We start from the raw sequence: 20,654 nt of genomic DNA on the forward strand, positions 1-20,654 counted from the left end.
CCGCGGAACCACGGGTGACCTTGCCGGGACGGCCGCGTCAGCTCCAGGTGACAGCGGCCCGTGTCCGCCACAGCTCCAGGACGGCCGCGTCCCCGCGTAGCTCAAGGCGTTCGGTCCCACCCCGGTTCCACAGCAACAGGTAGAGCTCGGATGCAGGTCCCGTGACGGTCAGTTGGGCCGGCATCTCACCGGCGACCAGGCGGTGCCCGGCCGGCTCGATGTAGGTGGTCCATCTCGCGTCGACATCGGTGGGCACCAGGGCCATGCTGAGGGGTGGATCGGCCACCAGACGCCCACCGGGCCGGCCGAAGAAGCCGATGAGCAGTTCGTCGATGCCGTCGGCGGCGAAGGGCGGATCCCAGGACGGGACCGTGGAGAGCGCCGAGTCGGCATCGGCGCGGTGTACGGCGGTCTCGTGAGCCTGGCGACGTGCCCAGAACGCCAACGGCGAGGGTGCGGGCAGAAACGTCCAGCACTCGACGTTCTCGTCAGCCGCTGCCAGCGCATCCACGAGTGCGCGGTGGCCTTCCCGGAACCGGTCCAGCAACTCGTCGTCGTCGACTGCCGCGAAGAACTCCGCCTCTTCCCGAGTGGCGTAAGGCAGGCGGCGTCCCGTGGTCACGTGGGCCCTGGCCCAGCGGTGTACCCCGCTGACGTGGTGCAGCAGGTCGCGGACCTGCCAGCCGGGGCAGGTGGGCACGTGTGCGTCCAGACCAGCCCGGCCCGCCGCCTCTGCCAGCCGGAGGCCGTCCTCTTCCAGCGCGGCAATGTGCTCGGCGATGCGCATGACGTGAGCGTTCCACGCGCCACCCGCCCTCCGCCAGGCCGGCATCGTGCCGTGGATGGTTCATCTGGCACCCCTTTCGGGCCAGGTCCCGGCAACGGTCCGTGGTGCAACCGGCGTGACAGCGGTCGATACGGTGCAGGAGTGGCCGAGCCGCACCCAGGCCCTGCCAAGAACCTGCAGGCGCACCCGGACGCGACCGTCGGCCTGGTCGGCGGGCCCCGGCCGGTGCGTGGTCGTGCGGCGACGGGCGACGAACGATCGCGGCTGTGGGCCCGCTGGCGCGAGATCGACAAGAATCTGCACGGCTACGCCGCACTGCGGTCGTCCGGAACCGCTGTGGTGGTTCTGATGCCTCGGTCCGTGACCTGGTTGCGCGACGACTCGTGACGCAGCCCGAGCCGGCAGACCGGTTGGCGGATCGCCGGCCTCGGGTCCGACTCCCGATGTAGGCGCACCGCACGCGTCCGGGGCGGCGACCGCGGCCTGCCCACGCCGGGCGGCCTGGTGGCCGGCCCGCTCTCGCGCCCGCTCTCGCGCCCGCTCTGCGGCGCCCTCGTCCGGTGCGCTCGGCGCCTTCGGCACCCCGGTCCAGCACCGACGTCGCCGACCTCCACCGCGCACGACGACCGGACGTGGCGCAAGGGCTGACCGGTCGCCGATCCGGCGGTTCCGTATCCCGCAAGCAATCGATATGCTTCTATCAATGGCTCCGGCGAGGAGCCCGTCGGGACGGCATCCGCCGTTCCTCGGGAAGGAGTGCGGATGAGAGACATGTTGCGGCACGGCGCGCGGCACGCGGCGATTGCGCTCGGCGTGTGGGTGCTCGGGGCGAGCCTGCTGCCGGCGCCCGCCGCCGGGGCGGATCCGGCCCGGCCGGTGGCGCCGGCGTCGGTCCGGGCGCCGGAGGCGGACCAGTTCTCCGCCGAGGGCGTCACCACCGTGGGTGAGCTGCGCACTATCGACGCCGTCCGCGCCGCCGGCCGGCCGGGCGCGCGTCAGGTCATCCGGCACCCCGGTGCCACCTACATCAAGGTCCACTTCCGCTCCCTGCGGCTGAACGAGGGAGACCACGTCACGGTGTCCAGCCCGGACGGCCGGGAGAGCTATCGGTACGGCCGGAGCCTCGACCGGAGGACCGGCTCGGACTACACCACCGACGGCGGTCCGGGTTTCTGGGCGATGTCCGTGACGGGGGACACCGCCGTGGTGACGCTGCACAGCGCGCGACCCGCTCGCACGGTCGTCGACGTCGACCGGTTCTGGCGCGGCTACGACCAGGCCGAGATCGCCGCGCACAACTTCTCGACCACGTCCGTCTGCAGCACCGACGCCCGCCGGGACGTGGCCTGCTACCAGAGCACCCACCCCACCGAGTACGCCCGTGGCCGGGCGGTGGCACGACTGCTCATCGGTGGTGGCGGACTGTGCACCACCTGGCGGGTCGGGAACACCAACCGGATGCTGACCAACAAGCACTGCTTCTCGACCCAGTCCACGGTCAGCGCCAGCGAGGCGCAGTTCAACTACCAGTGCGCCACCTGCGGCGGCAACAACCCCGGCCCGGGCACGAAGGTGAGCGGTGCGACCCTCTACCGGGTGAGCAGCGGTGGCTCGGGCCAGCTGGACTACGCGCTCTACTCGGTGAACAACTTCGCCGCGATCCAGGGATTCGGCACGCTCTACCTCAGGACGACCGCGACCAGCACCGGCACCCGGATGTACGTGCCCGGGCACGGTGACGGCAGCCCGAAGCGACTGTCGATCTACGAGGACACCCAGAACGGCGCTGTCTGCACGGTGCGTAACGCGAACTACAACACCTGGAACATCAGCTACAGCTGCGACACCTCGGGCGGCAACTCGGGCTCCCCGGTGCTCGACGCCAATCACCGCGTCATCGCTTTGCACCACCTCGGTGGGTGCCCGTCCAACCAGGGGGCGAAGGCACACCTCATCTACAACGAGATCGCCAGCCTGATCGACAACGGCTGACGGACGTGTCCCGGTGGCTCGTCGGCCGCACGCGGCGGGCGAGCCATCGGCACGACGACGACCGGCCCGATCCTCAGTCGGACGGGCGACGGTCCTGCGGGGCCGGTGCTCGGCGCCGGCGCGTCAGTGTCACCCCGGTCGCCAGGGCGAGCAGCGCCAGCGCCGCCGCGGCGACGACACCCGGACCCAGCCCTGCCAGCCAGCCGCTCAGCGCTGTCTGAACGGTGCCGGCCGCGTCGATGATCGGGTCGTCCGGGTCACCTCGGCCGCTGAGGACTCGCACCTCGTACCAGCCGTACCAGGCCACGTATCCGCCGGTGACCATCAGCAGCAGGCCGGCGACGCGCCCGAGCAGCGGGGCGGCCCGCCGGGTACGGCGTACCAGTGAATCGCGGGCCAGCGCGGCCGCCAGCGCCGCGGCCCCTACCGCGAGCCCCATGCCCACCGCGTACGCCACGAACAGGCCGATTCCGGAGATCGCCGACCCGGCGCGGAAGCCGGCCACCACCACGGCCAGGAAAGGACCGATGGTGCAGCCGAGCGAGGCTACCGCGTAGGCCATGCCGAACAACACCATCGAGCCGAACCGCCGGCGGACCGCCGGTCCGGTCGCGACGCTCGGCACGAAGGCCGGTAGTTGGCGACCGGCCAGCAGCCAGCCACCGGCCGCCAGCAGGGCGAGGCCGATAAGTATCGACACCCGGGGCAGGTGGCGGGCGACCGCGTCCGCCGCGGGAGCGGCGAGCAACCCGAACGCACCGAACACCGCGACGAACCCGAGCGTCATCGCGCCGGTCAGCGCGACCGCCCGGCCGATCGGTGCGAGCGGGGACCGTCCGGCCGCCGGCTCGTCACCGAGCACCAGCATCGACAGGTACGCGGGCAGCATCGCGAAGCCGCACGGATTGACCGCGGCGAGCAGCCCGGCGGCGACAGCGAGGCCGTACGGGGTGTCCGGCATGGTCAGTTCAGTCCGGCGACCCGCTTGCGCAGGTCCGCCTGGGACAGCGGTCCCGAGTGCACGACGGTGCCGGCGGAGTCGAGTAGCACGTACTGCTCCTGGCTGGTCACCTTGAAGCGGCGCCACACCTGGCCGCCGTCGTCGGCCAGGTGGGGGAAGCCCTCGATGCCGGTCTCCTCGGCGAACCGCCGCATCGCCTCGTCACCGCTGCCGAGCCCGGCCACGCCGACCACGTTGACCCGGCCGGCGTTCTCCCGCTGCACGGCGGCGACCTCGTCGGCGACGCCGCGGCAGCGGCTGCACCAGGCCGCCCAGAACCACAGCACCGCGGGCTTGCCGGCGAGACTGCTGCCCGAGAACGCCCCGCCGTCGATGGTCCGCCCGGTGAACGCGAGCGTCTCCGGGACCGGCGCGTCCGTCGCGCCGCCCGCGGTCGGGGCGACAGTGGTCGGTTGCACTGTCACGTCCGGCCCGGCGCTCGTACCGTCGCGCCCCGCGGGCGGCTCGGCGGCGCCGCAGGCGGCGAGGGCGATAACGACCGCGGTCAAGGCGGCCGCACCGGGCAGAAAAGCGTTACGAGGACCGGGCATGAGCGGATATTAGCCCGGCCCCTGGTCGAGCAGGATTACCTGATTCTTACGTCTCCGCCGGTGGTCGACGGGCTGCTCGTCCTGACGTCCGGCGTCGCTGCGGACGAGGTGTGCCACGACGGAGGCGCAGCGCGTAGAGCGCGGCGCTGACCGCGAAGAACGCCGCGCTGGCCAGCAGCCAGCGGACCAGCAGCGGCTGCGGGGTCAGACCGGTCGCCGCCGTGTACGTGGCACCGCCCAGCCCGAGGATGCCGGGAAGATAGACGAGCAGGAGCAGCCCGGAGGCGAGCGCGGGCACCCGCACGTGATTCAGCGCCGATCGGCGCCCGGGGCCGCCCAGCGCGGCGCGCAGCGCCCGGTCGACCAGCGCGTAGAACGGGAACAGGAGCAGGTCGTGGGCGATTACCGCACCGACGAACCAGAGCAGCATCCGCCCGGCGGCCGGTTCCGCGGACAGCCGCAGAGCCACCCAGCCGGTCACCGCGAAGCAACCCAGCAGGAGCACCAGGTGCCAGGGTGCGGCGCCGTAGCCACGCCGGAACTCAGTCATCGGGCTGCTCCTCGAAGGTGATGTCACGGACCCACTTCGTGCAGTGCACGCCCGGCAGAGCCGGCACGATGACGCGGGCGGGATAGCCGTGGTCGGCCGAGAGGTCGACGCCGTTGACTCTCAGGGCGAGCAGCGAGTCGGGGTGGCGGACCTGGTTGACCTGCAACCGGGCCTGACGGAACAGGCCGCCCCGTTCCAGCGACTCGACCCGCGCCACGGCGTTGCCGGGTGCGTCGACCAGCGCCGCGAGGTCCCGTAGCCGCACCCCCGTCCAGGTCTGCGTCGTCGACCAGCCCTCGACGCAGGCGATCGGCAGGTCCGCTGTGTGCTGCGCCATCGCGAGCAGGCCGTCGCGGTCCACCTCCACCGTGCGGCTGCCGGCGCGCACCGTCAGCCGCCACTGGGTACCGGTGTCGGCGGGCCGGATACCGGCCGCGGCGGCGGTCCGGTTGACCGGGAAACCGTTCGGTCCGTCGTCGTGCTGCCGGCCCCGCGGTAGCAGCAGCGCGGTCCGGCGCAGCACCCCGTCCAGGCTCTGCCCGACGGTCAGCGCCGCCAGCAGCAGGGCGCCGCCTCCGGTCAGGGCGAGGACGCCACGCCGGCTCATCGTCGCCGGACCGGGCCGGCGGGCCACCAGCCCGTCCGGATCCGCCGGCTCCGGCACGGTCTCCTCCGTGGTCGTACGCATGAGGCGCGGGCCGCGCAGCGTGGAGATCGTACGAGGAAGCTTGATCAGCACGTGCGCGACGAGGGCGGCGGTGAAGACCCAGGCGCCGTACCAGTGCGCGGTGTAGAAGTCGAATCCGAACAGGTAGGCGTACTGGATGTTGAGCAGCCCGGTGGCCGTCTCGAAGAGGATTCCGCCCACCAGGAGCAGCAGGGAGAGCCGTTCGAGCACCTGGGCCACGGAGCGGGCCGGCGGCCAGTCGAACAGCTTGGGTACCACTGACCAGAGTTTCGCCACGACCACTGGTACCAACACGATGCCGAGCGTCACGTGCAGTCCCTGGGTGAGCCGGAACAGCCAGGCGGGACGGGTCGGCCAGTCGAAGACGGGAGGGTGCAGCCAGCCCACGTCGCTGGGAAATGCCTGGCCGAGTCGGGGGCCGTACGCGATCCAGTCCAGAAAGCCGGTGATGATCACCAGCGGGAGCGTGGCGAGCAGGACGACGCCGAACACGGACGTCAGCCAGGGGCCACGCACCGGACTGCGCCACGCGTCGGCGGAGGCGTCGGCTCCGGGAGGGCGATGCCGCTCCAACGTGCGCCACAACCGCGCCGGGTACGCGGCAGGCGGTTCGGCAGACGGCGGGTCGGCTGGCACGGTTCCTCCAGTCGGCAGGGCGTCGGACCGGACGCGACGGGCTTCGTGCAGGACGCTAACCGGCAGCGGAACCCTCGGGCGGGCTTTGCCGCATTACCGAAGGCTTACCGGCCGTCCCCTTACGAAGTGCTGACGTCGGAGCCGAACGAGCCCCGGCGGCCCCTCCGCTGACCTAGCGTGACGCAATGCGGGTACTCGTCACCGGCGCCGCCGGGTTCATCGGATCGCAGGTCGCGGACCTGCTCGTCGCGCAGGGGCATCGGGTGGTGTGCCTGGACGCGTTGTTGCCCCAGGCGCACGGGAGTGAGCCGCCCGAGTGGTTCCGCCGCCATGATCCGGTCGTCGGCGACATCCGCGATCCGCACCTGCTCGACGACCTGCTGGCGGGCGTCGACGCCGTGTGTCACCAGGCGGCGATGGTCGGGCACGGGCTGGACCCGTCGGATGCCCCCGACTACGTCAGCCACAACGACTACGGCACGGCGGTGCTGCTGGCAGCGATGCACCGGGCCGGCGTGTCTCGCCTGGTGCTGGCCAGTTCCATGGTCGTCTACGGCGAAGGGCGATACACGTGCGCCCGGCACGGCGTCGTCCGGCCGGGCCCACGCCGCGCGGCCGATCTCGCCGTCGGCCGGTACGACCCCACCTGTCCGGCCTGCGCCGGTGCACTCACCAGCGCGCTCGTGCCGGAGGACGCTCCGCTCGAACCACGCAGCACCTACGCGGCCAGCAAACTGGCCCAGGAGAATCTGGCCGCCGCGTGGAGCCGGCAGACCGGGGCCGGGGTCTGGGCACTGCGCTACCACAACGTGTACGGCCCCCGGATGCCGCGCGACACGCCGTACGCCGGAGTCGCGTCGATCTTCCGGTCGGCGCTGGCGCACGGCCGGCCGCCGCGGCTCTACGAGGACGGCTTGCAGCGGCGCGACTTCGTGCACGTCTCCGACGTGGCGCGCGCGAACGTGCTGGCGCTGACCACTCCGGCTCCGGACGGCCTGGTGCCGGTGAACGTCTGTTCCGGCCAGCCGCACACCGTCGGCGATCTCGCCACCACCTTGGCGGCGGCGATGGACGGGCCGGCGCCGGTGGTCGTCGGCGGCGCCCGGCCGGCCGACGTGCGGCACGTGGTCGCCGATCCCCGCCGCGCACGCGACCTGCTCGGCTTCACCGCCCGGGTCGGCTTCGCCGACGGGGTGGCCGCCTTCGCCACGGATCCGCTGCGGGAACGCGCCGCCGTGTCGGTCTGAACGGCCCGCCCCCGGCCCGCCCCCGGCGGCAGGGGCAGGCTCACGAGACGGTGAACACGAGGTGATTGACGGCGAGGGCGGTGAGCGCCTGCCCGGCCAGCCACCAGCGGTGCGTCGCGGCGGGTAGATGCGCCACGGCGACGAGCAGCCAGACCGTGAACGGTAGCCAGATCCGTTCCACCTCCGCCTTGCTCATGCCCGACAGGTCGGCCGCCAGCACCGCCAGCACCGCGGCGGCCGGTAGCAGGACGGCGGGCCCCAGCGCCCCGGCCCGTCGCGCGAGCACGCCGAGCCGCCGGTTCCGCACCGCGACGAGGGTCAGCGGGTCACCGACCGGTCCTGGTCCGCCGGCCCCCGGCGTCGACGCGGCCGGTGCCGGGGAACCGTCCCACGCCCGCCAGGCCCGGCGGGCCGCGTGCAGAGTGCGGCGCAGTGCCGGCCCGACGACCGGCCCGGCAGACAGCAGCAGCGCCGCCAGGTTGGCCCAGACCCAGTAGGCGTACGGACGGTCGGCCGCCCAGCCCTGGTAGTAGCGCTCGACCACCCGGTCGTACCCCTGCCACCAGTGGAAACCCGCGACTGTGAACACCGATGCCACAGTGGCCACACCGGTCGCACCGGCGAGCAGCGCGGCGACCCGACCTCCTGGACGCAGCGCGAGCACGACGAGAGCCAGGGGCGCGACGAGCACGAAACCGTAGGACAGGTACAGCGCGAAGCCGAGCAGTACGCCGCCCGCCAACGCGGTCGCGGTTCCCCGCACGGCCAGCAGTGCGAGGCCGGCGGCCACCACCCCGGTGAAGATGCCGTCGGCGGAGGCACCCACCCAGACCGCTCCGGGCAGCAGCACCAGGAACGGCAACGAGGCGCGGGCGGCCCCTCCGGCGCCCAGTGCCCGCAGGGCGATCGGCACGGACACCACGACGCTCGCCCCGACCAGGACGCAGGCCATCGCGGCCGCCGTGCCACCGCCCAAACCGACCCGGTCGAGTGCGACGAACACCAGCAGGGCACCTGGTGGATGGCCGGCGGTGTGGGTGGACCACGAGTCCGGCTGGAAGTCCAGGATGCGGTCCGCGAAACCGGCCAGCATCCGCCCGACGTCGGTGACCCGGGGCACCTCGTGCAGATACTCCGCCTGCGGGGTGAGCCGTGTCGTCAGCCCCTCCGACCAGCCGTCCACCAGGGCCAGGGCGAGCGTCCAGCCGACCGCCGTCAGGTAGCCGGCGGCCAGCAGGGCACCCCAGCGGGCGGTGCGGGCCCACTGCGTTCCGGGCCCGACCACCGCGACGGCGATCGCCAACGCGGCCGGTGTGCCCCAGCCCAGGTGAGGTCTCCAGGTGGCGTAGAGCGGCGCGGCGTCGGCGTGCAGGCCCACCCCGGCGCGGTTGAGCATCGCGCCCACCGCCACGGCGGTGACCAGCAGCGTCGCCTCGACGCCCAGCACCAGCAGGTCCCCCCGGTGTCGATCCGGGAGGCGGTGATGGAGGGGCGAGCGGGAAACGGTGGCACCGGGTCTCATGTCGACCGGACGGTACGGCTCGGTTCCTCCGCTGTCAGCCGCTTCGCCGGTACGTCACCGGACGGTAAGAAGTGTCGGCACGGTAAGTGTTCCGTAAGGTTGAATCGAGCGCGGACCGCCTGGGCCGGCCCTAGCGTCGGCGGTATGCCGACACAGATCGACGTGGTGCTGCCGTGCCTCGACGAGGCCGCTGCCCTGCCCGCCGTGCTGACCGCGCTGCCGCCCGGGTACCGGGCGATCGTCGTCGACAACGGGTCGCGCGACGGCTCACCCGAGGTGGCCGCCCGGCACGGGGCGCGGGTGGTGCACGAGCCACGGCGGGGGTACGGAGCGGCCGTGCACACCGGGATCGAGGCCGCCGACACGGAACTGGTCTGCGTGCTGGACGCCGACGGCTCCTTCGCTCCCCGTGAGTTGCCCGCTCTGGTCGCCCTCGTCGCCGACGGGGTCGCTGATCTGGCCGTCGGCCGACGCCGGCCGGTCGGTGCCGGAGTGTGGCCCTGGCACGCCCGCGCGGGCACGGCGCTGGTCGCCGCGCTGCTGCGGCACCGGGGCATGCCGCTGCGCGACCTCAGCCCGATCCGGGTGGCCCGCCGGGAGGCACTGCTCGCCCTCGGGGTCACCGACCGGGCCTTCGGCTATCCGCTGGAACTGCTGATCCGAGCCGCCGCGGCGGGCTGGCGCATCCGCGAGGTGGACGTCACCTACGCGCCGCGCGCTGCCGGCACCCGTTCCAAGGTCTCCGGCTCGGTACGGGGCACCCTTCGGGCCACCCGGGACTTCGCCGTTGTGTTGCGTACCGTCCGGAAGTCCCGGTGACCGTCGTACTGGTGATGGCCAAGGCGCCCGTGCCCGGCCTGGTGAAGACCCGGCTGTGCCCGCCGGCGACTCCCGCCCAGGCCGCCCGGCTGGCCGCCGCCGCGCTGCTCGACACAGTGGACGCCGTCCGGGGGACACCGGGGGTGACGCCGGTTCTGGCGTTGGCCGGGCATCTCGCGGAAGCCGTGGACGGCGTGGAGCTGACCGCCGCCGTCGCCGGTTGGCCGGTCCTGCCGCAGCGCGGCACAAACCTCGCCGACCGGCTCGCGCACGCCCACCTCGACGTCGCCGAGACGTTCCCCGGCCGCTGGGTGCTGCAGATCGGGATGGACACCCCGCAACTGACCCCGGCGTCGCTGGCCGCCGCCGTGCGCCGGCTCGAAGACGCCGACGCGGCGCTCGGCTTCGCCCACGACGGCGGCTGGTGGGCGCTCGGGCTACGCGACCCGCGGCAGGCGGTGACGCTACGGGCGGTGCCGATGTCGACGCCGGTCACGGGCCGATCGACATGGTCCGCGCTGACCGGACGCGGGTTACGCCCCGTGCCGCTGCCCGTGCTGCGGGACGTGGACGACTGGTCCGACGCGCACGCCGTGGCAGCGGCGGTTCCGGACGGCCGGTTCGCCCGCCAGGTCGAGGCCGTGCGCCGTGACATGGTGGTACGCGCGTGAACGGGGACGGATTCGCCGCCGCGCTACGCGACCCCGCCGGAGACGTGCACTGGCTGGTGCCTGCGGACGGGCCCAGCCGTCGCCTGCCGGTGGAGCGGTGGCATCGGCAGGCCACCGCCGCGGAGGCGACGGTGGTGGCCCGCTGTGCCGGTCCCACCCTCGACCTGGGGTGCGGTCCGGGCCGGCTGTCGGTGGCGTTGACCAGGGCCGGGCTGAGCGCTGTGGGGGTGGACGTGTCGCCGTGGGCGGTGGCGCTGACCCGGTCGCGCGGCGCGGTCGCCGTGCACGCCGACCTGTTCGGCCCGCTGCCGGCCGAGGGCCGGTGGGAACACACGGTGCTGCTCGACGGGAACATCGGCATCGGGGGCGACCCGGTCGCGCTGCTGCGGCGGTGCGGCTCGCTGCTGTGCCCGTCCGGCACGGTGCTGGTCGAGCTGGAACCGCCCGGCGCCGGTGCCTGGCAGGGGCAGGCCCACGTGGAGACCGGACGACACCGGAGTTCCCCCTTCCGCTGGGCGTGGCTGGACCCGGATGCGATGTCAGGTGTCGCCGCGGCGGCGGGACTGAGGGTCGGCGAGGTGTTCCGGTCGGGCGGTCGCTGGTTCGCCGAGTTGACCCGGGTGGACCGTCCCGCCGCGCCGTGACCTCCAGCGGGTGGACACCGGTCGTCCGGGTGGCCGGGCTGATCACCGCTGCCGGGATCGCTCCTTGGCGAGTTCGCGCGGCACCCGGGCGAGCCGGAGGACGGTGACGAGGCCGACGCCGCCGACGAGGTTGCCGAGCACCGACCAGCAGAGAGCGCCGAGCCAGGCGAGGTAGCCGAACGGCGCCGGCCCGGCGATGAGCGCGGCGAACATCATGATCGAGTCGAGGACGCTGTGGAAGAGCTGCCCGCCGGTGAGTAACGCGCCGAACAGCAGGGCCGGTACGAGGCGCACGCCGAGACTCTCGGTGGCGTGCTGCATCCTGGTCATCAGCGTGATCACCAGACCGGCGAGCACGGCCAGGACGAACGAACGGAGATTGACGCCGAGCGCGGCGTAGTGCGTGCCGGTCTCGACGGCGGCGGGTCGTAGCCGGGGCAGGCCGCGGATGATGAGCCAGGCCACCAGCCAGCCACCGACCAGGTTGCCGGCCAGCGTGACGCCCCACAGCCGGAGCAGCGAGCGCACGCTTGTGCGTCCGGCGGCCACGGCGGTCACCGGCACCAGGAAGTTCTCGGTGAACAGCTCGCTGCGGGCGAGCAGGAGCGCCACGAAGCCGATGCCGAAGGCGAGCCCGGCGAGCAGGGTCTGCCCGGTCGCCTCCAGCACCAGCAGGTAGGCCAGCACGCCGGTGCCCACGTCGACCCCGCCGAGCAGTCCGGTGACGATCAGCGCCGGCCACGGGCGGGTCAGCCGGATGGTTCCCTCCTCAACCAGGCGGCTGAACGCCTCGGTGACCTCCGGCTCGGAGCCGGCGGACGAATCCGCTCCGGCCTGCCGCGGTCGCTGTTCCTCTTTCACTGCTCGCCGTGGTCGCCTTGCCGGTGCCCGCGCGGCGGCGGGTTGCCGGCCCGGATCGCCGCGTGGTCGCCGTCCGGGTCGTCCTCGATCACGGGGCGGTCGAGGCAGCTTCCGTCTCTGGACGGTGTCACCGGACCTGGCACGGATTCCTCCTCTGGGCCGTCGTCGGCGGCGACCGGGGTCCATTGGTCACGGTACGTGACCGCTGAAGCCCGGCGGCGCCGGTTCGCGAAGCCCGGCACGGGGATGCGCCGGGCCGCTCCTGGGGGAGCGGCGGTGCCGCGGCTGTATTGCCCGCGCCGCCGGACACGGCCACGCCGAGGGGTGGGTTGACCCGCCGGCACGACCCGCCCCGGTGTCCCTGGCGAGCGTCCATCTGCGGCAGGTCCTCGCCCTGGCCCGGGGGACAGGGCCTGGCACGCCGAGGCGCAGGCGCTGATCGGCCTCGCCCGGGCCTGCCGGATACGCGGCGCGACCGCAGCCGACGAGGCGAAGGCGTACGCCGGGCAGGCGTCGAACATCTGCCGGGAGTACGGCTACGAGCTGTTGGAGGAGGAAGCGTTGACGGTGCTCGACTGGCGAAGTTCCGGCCGCCACCTGGGCCGGGGCCGCAGTCGGGCGCGGCGGAGCGGCATGGGCGGCTCAGCTGCCGGCCTCGCGGTGGGCGCTGCCCGCCCACCGCCGCCACCACTGGTCCTCGGTCGGCTCGCCGGCCGCTGCCACCAGCGCGCCGATGAGTTCCACAGCGGTCGCGGCGCTTACCGGTTCCGCGGCGCGAACGAGTTCCCGGATCCGGCCGGCCCGCCCGCGGACCACCTCGCCGACCAGGTCGCGGCCGGCCTCGGTGAGCGTCAGCCAGGCCACCCGCCGGTCGGTGGTGCCCTGCCGCCGGGCCACCAGGCCGCGCCGGACCAGCCGGTCGCAGGTGCGGGTGACGGTCGACGGGTGGACATCGATCGCGGTGGCGAGATCCACCGTTCGTAACGGCCCGCGGGCGGCGAGCAGCACCATCGCGCGGTGCTGGGAGAGGGTCAGCTCCGTGCCGAGGCCGGCCAGGGTGCGCGCGGTGAGGCCGACCATGACCCGGCTCAGCGCGGCGAGTCCGTCGACGAGCGCCGAGTCGGGGTCCGTCGCCTGCGCCTCGTCCGGCACGTACAGTTCCACCACGGAATGGTTGCATGGATGCAGGGAAGGTGGTGGAGAGGTGTTCGGCTGGCGGGACGGCTCCCGAGAGATGGCTGTCGGGCGCTGGGAACGGCTCACCGCCGGCCCGCTGACGTTGCTGTCAGTGGTTTTCCTGGCGGCGTACGCGTGGCCCATCCTCGTGCCGCAACTTCCCGACCGGTGGGTCGTCGTCTGCGAGGCCACCGGTCTGGTCATCTGGCTGCTCTTCTGGGCCGACCTGCTGGTCCGGTTCGCACTCGCCGCCGACCGGCTGCGGTTCCTGCGCACCCACCTGTTCGACCTGACCGTACTGGTGCTGCCGTTCCTGCGCCCGCTGCGAGCGCTCCGGCTGGTCACCGTCGTGCTGAACCTGACCCGGCGTACGACCGAGTGGGCCCGCGGCCGGCTCGCCCTGTACGTCGGTGCCACGACCGTGTTGCTGGTGCTCGTGTCGGCCCTGGCGGTGCTGGACGCGGAACGGGGCGCGCCGGACGCCTCGATCACCTCGTTCGCCGACGCCCTCTGGTGGGCCGTGGTGACGATCACGACCGTCGGGTACGGAGACCTCTTCCCGGTGACCACTGCGGGCCGGCTGGTCGCGCTCGGCCTCATGGTCGGCGGGATCGGCCTGATCGGTTTCGTGACCGGGTCGCTCGCGACCTGGATCGTCGAGCGGGTCGCCGACCGGGACCGTCCACAGCCGGCCACGGCCGCCGACGTCGCGGCTCTGCGGGACGAGATCGCCGCGCTGCGGGCGAGGCTGGAACCGGGGCGCCGCGCCGAGCCGGAACCGCTCGACGTCGATGACTGACCCGGACCGTTCCGGCGAGTCCGGCCACCGGCCGTGGCTCGGACTGCCCGCGGCGCTGGCCTTCATCGGCGTCGTACTACTGGTCGACGTGGCGGCCGCCGCGCATGCCGTACTCATCGGTTTCCTGGCCCTGGCCCCGCTGCTGGCCGCTGCGGTGGACACGCCGAGACGTACCGCCGTCGCGTCCACCGCGGCGACCGTCGCCGCCGTGCTGGCCGGCCTGCCCAGCCAGACCCTGGGCAGCCTCGACCACGTCCTGCGGGTGGCGGTGGTCATCGCGGTCAGCGTCACGGCACTGTACGTGGCCCGGGCGCGCACATTGCGCGAGGAGCGGATCCGGCGGATGAGCGAGATCGTGCGGGTCACCCAGAAGGCGATCCTGCGGGAGGTCCCACCCCGGATCGGCGACGTCGCACTGGAAGCCCGGTACGTCTCCGCGCAGCGCGGCGCGGGGGTGGGCGGTGACCTCTACGAGGTGGTACCGGGACCGGACCGGTTGCGCGTCATCATCGGCGACGTGTGCGGCAAGGGACTACCGGCCGTGCAGCTCGCCTCGGCGGTGATCGGTGCGTTCCGGCAGTCCGCGATCGTGCGCGACCGGCTGGAGGAGATCGCCGCGGATCTCGACGCCCTGGTCGCGCGGGAGCCGAGGCCCGCCTACGGGGTCACCTTCGTCACGGCTGTCCTGCTGGAGGTCCGTGGGCCGGACCTGTGGGTGACCAGTTGCGGGCATCCCATGCCGTTGCGGCGCCGCCCCGGGCACCCGCCCGTCCTGCTCGGCGAGAAAGAGCCGGACCGGCCGCTCGGGCTGGGCGGCCGCCGCACCCCGCCGGCCCACCACACCTGGGCGACCGGTGACCGCCTCCTGCTCTACACCGACGGCCTGATCGAGGCACGCGACGACGTCGGCCGGTTCTTCCCGCTTCGGATGCTCGACCGCCCGCTGTCCGCTCCCCTGCTGCCGAAGGCGCTCGACGCGGTACGGCGCGCGATGCGGGCGCATGCCGACGGCGAACCCCGCGACGATCTCGCGCTGCTGCTGATGGAGCGGCTGCCGGACGACGGCGACGACGGGACCGCCCGGTGAGAGGTCAGGCCGGCACGTCGGCGTCGACCGACGTGGGAACGTCGGCCGGGGTGGTCGAGGCGGTGGCGACGGGTGTCGACCCCGCGTCCGGGCTCGACGGCGCCGACGGGCTCGACGACGCCGACGGGGCCGACGGGCTCGACGGGGCCGACGGGCTCGACGGGCTCGACGGGGCCGACGGTGAGACGGACGGGCTCGTGGGGGAGCCGGTGGAGCCGGTCGGGTCGGCTGTCGGTTCGCGGCTGGGGCCCGTCGGCGCCGGCCGCGAAGGCGAGGGGCGGCCGGTCGGTTCTCCGGCCGAGGGCGACGGTTCCCCCGCCGGCTCGTCCCCGGCCGCGTCCGGTGGTGTCGTCGCGGGCGCGGTGCCGGCACCGGTGGATCGGGGCGCCGGATCATCGGGCCGGGCAGACGGCACGCGACGCGTCGCCGGGGTCGCCGCCTCCCCGTCCTCGCCCGCGATGGTGACCAGCGCCGAGGATCTCCGGCAGGGCACGCCGCCGAGCGTGAAGCGGTCCGGGCCGGATCGGGCCTGCTCGGCATAGGTGCCGCGCAGCGGCACCCGGATTCGCGACGAGGTCTCCAGCGCGACCGGGAGCCGTACCGTTCGCCCCGACTGCCACCGGTCCAGCGGGGCGGCCAGGCGCTGGCCGGGCGACAGCCGGAACACCAGGACGGGCCGTCCGGTCGGCTGCCCGCCGGCCACCTCGACGGTGAGTTCGGCGTCGAAGGTTCCCTGCCGCCGCTCGGCCGCGTAGGTGACCGTGCAGCCGGCGGTCGCGGTCGGTGACGCCTCCGACGCGCCGTAGGCGTCCTGGGTCGGGCCGGAGCCGGGAAGCTGCGCGACGAACGCCGCCGCCGCCAGGACCGCCGGGAGGCCGCCGACCAGCGCCGCCCGCCGGACGTTCGTCCGGCGAGTGCTTCCGGCCGTCGCAGGGGTGGTGGGTCGGGGATCGGGACGGGCAGTGACAGGCGGCCGCAGCCGCACCGACTCGGGGCGGGCAGCGGAGGCGAGCGACCGCGCCAGGGCGTCCGCGCTCGGCCGTCCGGTGGGATCGGGTGCCAGGCAACGGCGGCGCAGATCCTCCACCGCCTCGGGTACCCCGTCGATCCGCAGGGCCGCGCCGTGATCGTCGCGGTCGGCCCGGTCCGGGCGAGCCGGCGGTCGTCCGGTGAGGCATTCGGTGAGCAGGAGACCGAGGGCGAAGACGTCACATGCGGGAGCGGCCGGCTCGCCGCGCAGTTGCTCGGGAGCCATGTACGACGGGGTGCCGCGGATCTCGCCCCGGCTGTCGACGGTGTCGGAGCCCACAGCGAGCGCCACACCGAGGTCGACCAGCTTCGCTCCCTCGGGGGCGAGCAGCACGTTGCCGGGCTTGACGTCGCGGTGGACCAGCCCTGCCTCGTGGATCGCGGCCAGCCCGGCCGCCACCTCCGCGCAGATCCGGCCACCGGCGGGCCACCCCGCCGGCCCGGACCGGCGCAACCGGTCGGCGAGCGTCTCGCCGTCGACGTACTGCAGCACCAGGAAGGGCACCCGGCGCAGCCCCGACAACCGGGCCTCACCGTAGTCGTAGACCGCCGCGACGTTCGGGTGGTCCAGCCGCGCCGCGGCTCGCGCCTCGCGGCGCACCGCCTCGCGCCATCCGCTGTCCTCCGCCGTGCCGGGGGCGAGCAGCTTGACCGCGACCGTCCGGTCGAGCAACTGGTCCACCGCCTGCCAGACGACAGCCGAGCCGCCCCGTCCGACCTGCCGCACCAGGCGATAGCGGCCCGCCAACACCCGCATCGTCCACCTCCTCGACGGTCGGTTCGGCCGTCTCGATCTCTGCGGCGTACCTTGACCTCCTACCCGGGTCTTCAGCAGGGAAAACGGAACGGGGGACGGCGCGGCGCCCGACGGCCGGCCCGCCGGAGCGACGAGGACGGTCAGCCGCCGGGCCGGTGATCCGCCGGCCGTTGCCGACGTCGAAGGTCACCGTGGCGTTCTGCCCCGAGCGCAGCGACCGGTCCAGTCCGAGGAGCGCGAAGGAGCGGCCGGGCTGCTCGGTGAACCGCAGGAAGCCCAGCGGAGGGAGGTCGACGCGGGCCGGCTGCCGCGACCCGACGGCGGGTACGCCGGGACTCGGTGACCGGAGGCCGGCGGGCGGTCGGGCGTGGCGGTCGCAGGCAGGTCGCGGTTCGTCGCGACCAGGACGACCTCCCGGGCGTCCTCGCTGGTCACGGTGACCGTGACGGGGCTCTTGGAGTCGTTGTAGAGCACGGCGTGCAAGGGCGCGTCGCCGCCGGCCGGGTAGCCGTCGACACCCGGGTATGCGAGGAGCAGGCCCCGGACGGCGTACTCGCCGTCGTCGCCGGCGAGCGCGCGCCCGGTCACCAGGTTGCGTGCCCGGCAACCGGTCCGTGGGCGGAGTCTGTCGCCTTCGTCGGCTGAAAGAGGCGGTCGATGGTGAACCGTCAGAAGTGCTGCTGCCGCCACTGGCTGACCGCGCGCTCGGCGACCTCCTCCTCGTCTCGCAGGGACGCCTTGATCCTCCGGCGGGCGGCGGCGCCGGTGAACCGGTCGACCAGGACGAGGGCGAGCAGGACCACCGCCAGCGCGCCCAACGCGGCGAGAGGCGTGACGAGCGTCGCCGGCCAGGCCAGCAGACCGACGACGGCGGCGGTGGCCAGCCTGGTGGGCCGCACCCGGCGGAAGGTGCGCGCGACCACGGCGACCTCGGTCAGCAGGAACAGTGCGGCCCCGCCGTAGAGGGCGACGACCCCGGCCCAGCTCAGCGGCTCGACGACGGCCTCGGCCACCTCTTCGAGGATAAACTTCAGGCCGAGCGCGAGGCTGATGATGCTCATGATCATTAGCAGGTGGAGATAGGTGAAGACGTCCCGGGCCAGCGAGATCCGCCGGATGTCCCGAATGCCGTGCATGGCCTGCTCGACGCTGGGCGCGAGGGTGTCGAAGTGCAGCCACCACAAGGTCGCGAGCAGCAGGATGCCGACGGCCGACCCGGCGATCACCGGCCCGGACAGCGCGAGACGTTCGAACCGGCCCGGTCCGACGCCCAGCGAGATGACCGCCTCGCCGAGCGCGATCAGGACGATCAGGGAGTGGCGTTCGGCCCAGTGCCCGGCCGAAGCCACCGCCCACCTGGAGTAGGGCAGGATCAGGCCGACCGAGTACTCGGCCAGGAGCGCGGCCGCCCACAGGCCGAACCGGGCGTCGACGCGTACGCCCGGCGGCGCCCACCACGCCGCCGTGGCGGCGAGGACGACCAGGACGGCCGCCACCAGTGGCGGCGCGGAGACGAGCGCCAGTTGCCGCCGGGCCCGGCCGGTGCCGGTCAAGGCGAAGAGGAACGCGCCCATCGTGAGTCCGCGCAGGACCAGGTACGTGACCGCGAACACGGTGGGCCCGGCCAGGTCGTCCCGCTGGTTCTCGAATGCCTGCGGGATGGTGATCGCCAGCACGAACGTGGCGACGGCGATGCCGAGCCCGAACACGGGCAGGATCCCCTTGTCGAGGCGGACGAGGTTGCCCAGGGCCGCCAGCACCGTCCAGCACCACCAGAGCAGCGTCAGCACGAGCAACCCGGCGACGACCGACCTCGGGGTCGGGTGGGTGGAGACAAGACCGGTCACGTTGAGGAACGCGAAGACGAAGATGAGGTCGAAGAACAACTCCAGCCGGGTGACCCGCGTCCCCGGCACGACCGGCGTCAGCCACCGCGACCTGCGCACGAGAACGGAAGTACCCACCGCTTCAGTCTTCCCGGGCCTCGGTGAGGCCGCCCCGGTTTCGGCGTAGCACCACCGACATCGCTTGGCGAGGGGTCAGCGGGTGGCAGCGGTCGGCGTGACAGTCGTGCTGCGCCTGTCGGACCCGCGCAGGTAGGTGACCGGCAGGCGTTGACCGGGCTCGACGCCACGTAGGGCCCCGAGGAACCCCTCCAGCGTCTCGGTGCGGTCGCCGGCCAGACCGGTGATGATGTCTCCGGGCCGCAGACCGGCGGCCGCCGCCGGGCCGTCGCCGGCGACGGCCCGGACGAGCACCCCCCGGTCGGTGGCGGCACCGAGGGACCGGGCGATCTCCGCCGTCAGCCGGGTCACGGCCACCCCGAGGTACGGCTGGGTGACCTTGCCGTCGTCCAGCAGGTCGTCCGCGATGTCGACCGCCGTGGCGACGGGAATCGCGAACCCGATGGACACCGCCCCGGTCTGCGGCGGGAGGTACGCGTCGTTGATCCCGACCACCCGGCCGGAGTAGTCGGCGAGCGCGCCGCCGGAGTTGCCGGGGGAGATGGCGGCGTCGGTCTGGATCAGGTCGACCAGGGCGTTGCCCTGACTCGCCGAGCCGGGAATCTCCCGGCCGACGCCGGAGACGATGCCGGCCGTGACGCTGTTGAGGAAGCCGAGCGGGCTGCCGAGTGCCACCACCGGTTCACCTGGCGCCGGCAGTTCGGCGCGCAGCGGCGCGGGCGGCAGGTCGGTGCGTTCCGCCCGCAGGACGGCGAGGTCGGTGACGGCGTCGGCGGCCACCACCCGGGCGGGCACCCGGGTTCCGTCGGCGAGCGCCAGCTCGACCTCCCTCTGATCGCCCACCACGTGCTCGTTGGTCAGAACCAGCCCGCCGTCGCGGAAGACCACACCCGAGCCGAGGCCCTGACCGGTCCGGACGGTGACGACGGAGGGTTGCAGCCGTGCGACCACCTGTGGCAGGCCGGCTGCGGCCGGCGCAGCCGAGACCGTCGACTGGCCGGCAGGTGTCGCCGTGGCATCGCCGTCCGCCGTGCAACCGACTGTCACGGCCAGGAGTGCCACGCTGCCGATGATCGTCGCGTGGCGCCGTCGACGTTCCACGTCTCTGCCCTCCCGGAGAACCTGAGTGGCGACGGGCTCTCCGGCGCCTCTCGCGGCCGCTACCCGCAGCCTGCAGGGACAAACGCCGGGAGGGATCGGTTCGGCCGGTTGTCACGGTGCTGACCGTCGATCGTCATGGCACTGTCGTATTGCCACCGGTCACCCGTGTAGCTGTGCGCGGCGCTTCCGCGCGTCCGCCCGTGGCGTTGCCGGCTGGGGAAGAACGCGCCGAGCGTGCCGGCACCGCCACCGAGTACGCGGCCAGCACCACCTCCAGAACAGACCGCCGCTTCCCAGACAACCGACTATTCCTGCCGGACGATCGTGGCGGCCGTGAGCTCGCCGCCCTGCCCGTCTCCCGTCACCGCGACGGTGTCGCCGGGCCGGAGGTCCTTGAGTGCGGCGGGCAGCTGGACCTGCGTGCTGTCGTCCGTCCGCACGGTGACCGTTTCACCGGACTCGCGCCGAATCTTGACGACGGTCCCGTCGATGCCGGTGACGGTGCCGGTGGTGGCCGGGGTGGCGGTGGCGGCCGGGGGAGCGGCGCCACCGCCACGGGCCCCGCCGCCGCGGGCCCCACCGGCGGGTCCGTCGACCGCTGCTCCGCGTCCCGTCGGTGCGGGCTCGGAGTCCGGCCCGTATGCCAGTTGCGCCTGGGCGCCGCCGGCGAAGCCGCCGACGAGCAGCAGCGCCGCCATGAGCCACGGGGTGGCCGGGCTCCGCCAGGGGCGGGGTCCGGCGGCGAGTGCGGTGTCGAGGTCGGTCGTCATGCT

The 20,654-nt window shown here is 73.7% G+C and carries 22 protein-coding genes; 8 read left to right on the forward strand and 14 right to left on the reverse strand.

The features are described 5' to 3' along the window. Window positions 1-37: 37 nt before the first annotated feature. Entirely contained in the window at window positions 38-787 is a 750-nt protein-coding gene (locus GA0070215_RS04715; RefSeq protein ID WP_091042212.1) for a maleylpyruvate isomerase family mycothiol-dependent enzyme, read from the reverse strand. Between the two features lie 141 nt (window positions 788-928). Here GA0070215_RS04715 and GA0070215_RS04720 point away from each other — a divergent pair, with 141 nt between their 5' ends. After that, window positions 929-1,174, forward strand: a complete 246-nt coding sequence (locus GA0070215_RS04720) for a nitroreductase/quinone reductase family protein (protein ID WP_244166858.1) — start codon at window positions 929-931, stop codon at window positions 1,172-1,174. Between the two features lie 375 nt (window positions 1,175-1,549). Then, complete coding sequence (locus GA0070215_RS04725; protein WP_167361482.1) at window positions 1,550-2,779, forward strand: trypsin-like serine peptidase; 1,230 nt, start codon at window positions 1,550-1,552, stop codon at window positions 2,777-2,779. A 73-nt stretch (window positions 2,780-2,852) separates the two neighbouring features. Here GA0070215_RS04725 and GA0070215_RS04730 read toward each other — a convergent pair whose 3' ends face one another. The 4 genes from GA0070215_RS04730 to GA0070215_RS04745 are packed head-to-tail and all read right to left on the reverse strand — an operon-like array spanning window position 2,853 to window position 6,204. Further along, a complete protein-coding gene (locus GA0070215_RS04730; protein ID WP_018788625.1) occupies window positions 2,853-3,740 on the reverse strand; it encodes a cytochrome c biogenesis CcdA family protein in 888 nt (295 codons plus the stop codon). Between the two features lie 2 nt (window positions 3,741-3,742). Next, window positions 3,743-4,330 (reverse strand): TlpA family protein disulfide reductase, encoded by a 588-nt coding sequence (locus GA0070215_RS04735; RefSeq protein ID WP_091042219.1) that lies wholly within the window; start codon window positions 4,328-4,330, stop codon window positions 3,743-3,745. A 46-nt stretch (window positions 4,331-4,376) separates the two neighbouring features. After that, window positions 4,377-4,880, reverse strand: a complete 504-nt coding sequence (locus GA0070215_RS04740) for a hypothetical protein (protein ID WP_091042223.1) — start codon at window positions 4,878-4,880, stop codon at window positions 4,377-4,379. Next, window positions 4,873-6,204: a molybdopterin-dependent oxidoreductase gene (locus GA0070215_RS04745; protein WP_208600286.1), complete on the reverse strand. Its 1,332-nt coding sequence runs from the start codon at window positions 6,202-6,204 to the stop codon at window positions 4,873-4,875. Before GA0070215_RS04745 ends, GA0070215_RS04740 begins: the two co-directional genes overlap by 8 nt. Before the next feature lie 185 nt (window positions 6,205-6,389). On the opposite strand from GA0070215_RS04745, the gene GA0070215_RS04750 reads away from it, so the two are divergent. Next, on the forward strand, window positions 6,390-7,451 hold the full coding sequence (locus GA0070215_RS04750; RefSeq protein WP_091042231.1) for an NAD-dependent epimerase/dehydratase family protein: 1,062 nt from the start codon (window positions 6,390-6,392) through the stop codon (window positions 7,449-7,451). A gap of 40 nt (window positions 7,452-7,491) precedes the next feature. Here GA0070215_RS04750 and GA0070215_RS04755 read toward each other — a convergent pair whose 3' ends face one another. Further along, a complete protein-coding gene (locus GA0070215_RS04755; RefSeq protein ID WP_091042235.1) occupies window positions 7,492-8,973 on the reverse strand; it encodes a hypothetical protein in 1,482 nt (493 codons plus the stop codon). Between the two features lie 144 nt (window positions 8,974-9,117). On the opposite strand from GA0070215_RS04755, the gene GA0070215_RS04760 reads away from it, so the two are divergent. Genes GA0070215_RS04760 through GA0070215_RS04770 form a run of 3 tightly spaced genes read left to right on the forward strand, consistent with a single transcriptional unit; the run spans window position 9,118 to window position 11,107 of the window. Beyond that, complete coding sequence (locus tag GA0070215_RS04760; RefSeq protein ID WP_018788619.1) at window positions 9,118-9,792, forward strand: glycosyltransferase family 2 protein; 675 nt, start codon at window positions 9,118-9,120, stop codon at window positions 9,790-9,792. Beyond that, the gene (locus tag GA0070215_RS04765) at window positions 9,789-10,463 is read left to right on the forward strand and encodes a TIGR04282 family arsenosugar biosynthesis glycosyltransferase (protein WP_091042238.1); all 675 of its coding nucleotides are present in this window, start codon (window positions 9,789-9,791) and stop codon (window positions 10,461-10,463) included. The genes GA0070215_RS04760 and GA0070215_RS04765 overlap by 4 nt, the downstream gene beginning before the upstream one ends. Further along, window positions 10,460-11,107, forward strand: coding sequence for a class I SAM-dependent methyltransferase (locus tag GA0070215_RS04770; RefSeq protein WP_018788617.1), 648 nt, complete (start codon window positions 10,460-10,462; stop codon window positions 11,105-11,107). The genes GA0070215_RS04765 and GA0070215_RS04770 overlap by 4 nt, the downstream gene beginning before the upstream one ends. A gap of 42 nt (window positions 11,108-11,149) precedes the next feature. Here the strand turns inward: GA0070215_RS04770 and GA0070215_RS04775 are convergent, their stop codons facing one another. From GA0070215_RS04775 to GA0070215_RS28865, 3 genes are all read right to left on the reverse strand, one after another. Further along, entirely contained in the window at window positions 11,150-11,968 is an 819-nt protein-coding gene (locus tag GA0070215_RS04775) for a formate/nitrite transporter family protein (protein WP_018788616.1), read from the reverse strand. Beyond that, window positions 11,965-12,111 (reverse strand): hypothetical protein, encoded by a 147-nt coding sequence (locus GA0070215_RS28860; RefSeq protein WP_231394892.1) that lies wholly within the window; start codon window positions 12,109-12,111, stop codon window positions 11,965-11,967. Before GA0070215_RS28860 ends, GA0070215_RS04775 begins: the two co-directional genes overlap by 4 nt. Window positions 12,112-12,610: 499 nt before the next feature. Further along, window positions 12,611-13,132 carry a MarR family winged helix-turn-helix transcriptional regulator gene (locus GA0070215_RS28865; protein ID WP_018788614.1) on the reverse strand — a complete coding sequence of 174 codons (522 nt, stop codon included), beginning with the start codon at window positions 13,130-13,132 and terminating at the stop codon, window positions 12,611-12,613. 70 nt (window positions 13,133-13,202) lie between these two features. Between GA0070215_RS28865 and GA0070215_RS04785 the strand changes: the two genes are divergently transcribed. Continuing rightward, on the forward strand, window positions 13,203-13,943 hold the full coding sequence (locus GA0070215_RS04785; protein ID WP_091042865.1) for a potassium channel family protein: 741 nt from the start codon (window positions 13,203-13,205) through the stop codon (window positions 13,941-13,943). Beyond that, window positions 13,936-15,030, forward strand: a complete 1,095-nt coding sequence (locus GA0070215_RS04790) for a PP2C family protein-serine/threonine phosphatase (RefSeq protein WP_091042241.1) — start codon at window positions 13,936-13,938, stop codon at window positions 15,028-15,030. The genes GA0070215_RS04785 and GA0070215_RS04790 overlap by 8 nt, the downstream gene beginning before the upstream one ends. A 4-nt stretch (window positions 15,031-15,034) precedes the next feature. On the opposite strand, the gene GA0070215_RS28630 is transcribed toward GA0070215_RS04790, so the two are convergent. From GA0070215_RS28630 to GA0070215_RS04815, 5 genes are all read right to left on the reverse strand, one after another. Then, the gene (locus GA0070215_RS28630) at window positions 15,035-16,816 is read right to left on the reverse strand and encodes a serine/threonine-protein kinase (RefSeq protein WP_091042243.1); all 1,782 of its coding nucleotides are present in this window, start codon (window positions 16,814-16,816) and stop codon (window positions 15,035-15,037) included. A gap of 186 nt (window positions 16,817-17,002) precedes the next feature. Continuing rightward, window positions 17,003-17,404, reverse strand: a complete 402-nt coding sequence (locus GA0070215_RS04800) for a hypothetical protein (protein ID WP_018788609.1) — start codon at window positions 17,402-17,404, stop codon at window positions 17,003-17,005. A gap of 80 nt (window positions 17,405-17,484) precedes the next feature. After that, complete coding sequence (locus GA0070215_RS04805) at window positions 17,485-18,780, reverse strand: low temperature requirement protein A (protein WP_091042247.1); 1,296 nt, start codon at window positions 18,778-18,780, stop codon at window positions 17,485-17,487. A 75-nt stretch (window positions 18,781-18,855) separates the two neighbouring features. Further along, entirely contained in the window at window positions 18,856-19,842 is a 987-nt protein-coding gene (locus GA0070215_RS04810; RefSeq protein WP_244166859.1) for a S1C family serine protease, read from the reverse strand. Window positions 19,843-20,186: 344 nt separating this feature from the next. Continuing rightward, window positions 20,187-20,651, reverse strand: coding sequence for a hypothetical protein (locus GA0070215_RS04815; protein WP_018788606.1), 465 nt, complete (start codon window positions 20,649-20,651; stop codon window positions 20,187-20,189). Window positions 20,652-20,654: the final 3 nt, after the last annotated feature.

The sequence above is a fragment of the Micromonospora marina genome, from assembly GCF_900091565.1.
GTDB lineage: Bacteria > Actinomycetota > Actinomycetes > Mycobacteriales > Micromonosporaceae > Micromonospora > Micromonospora marina.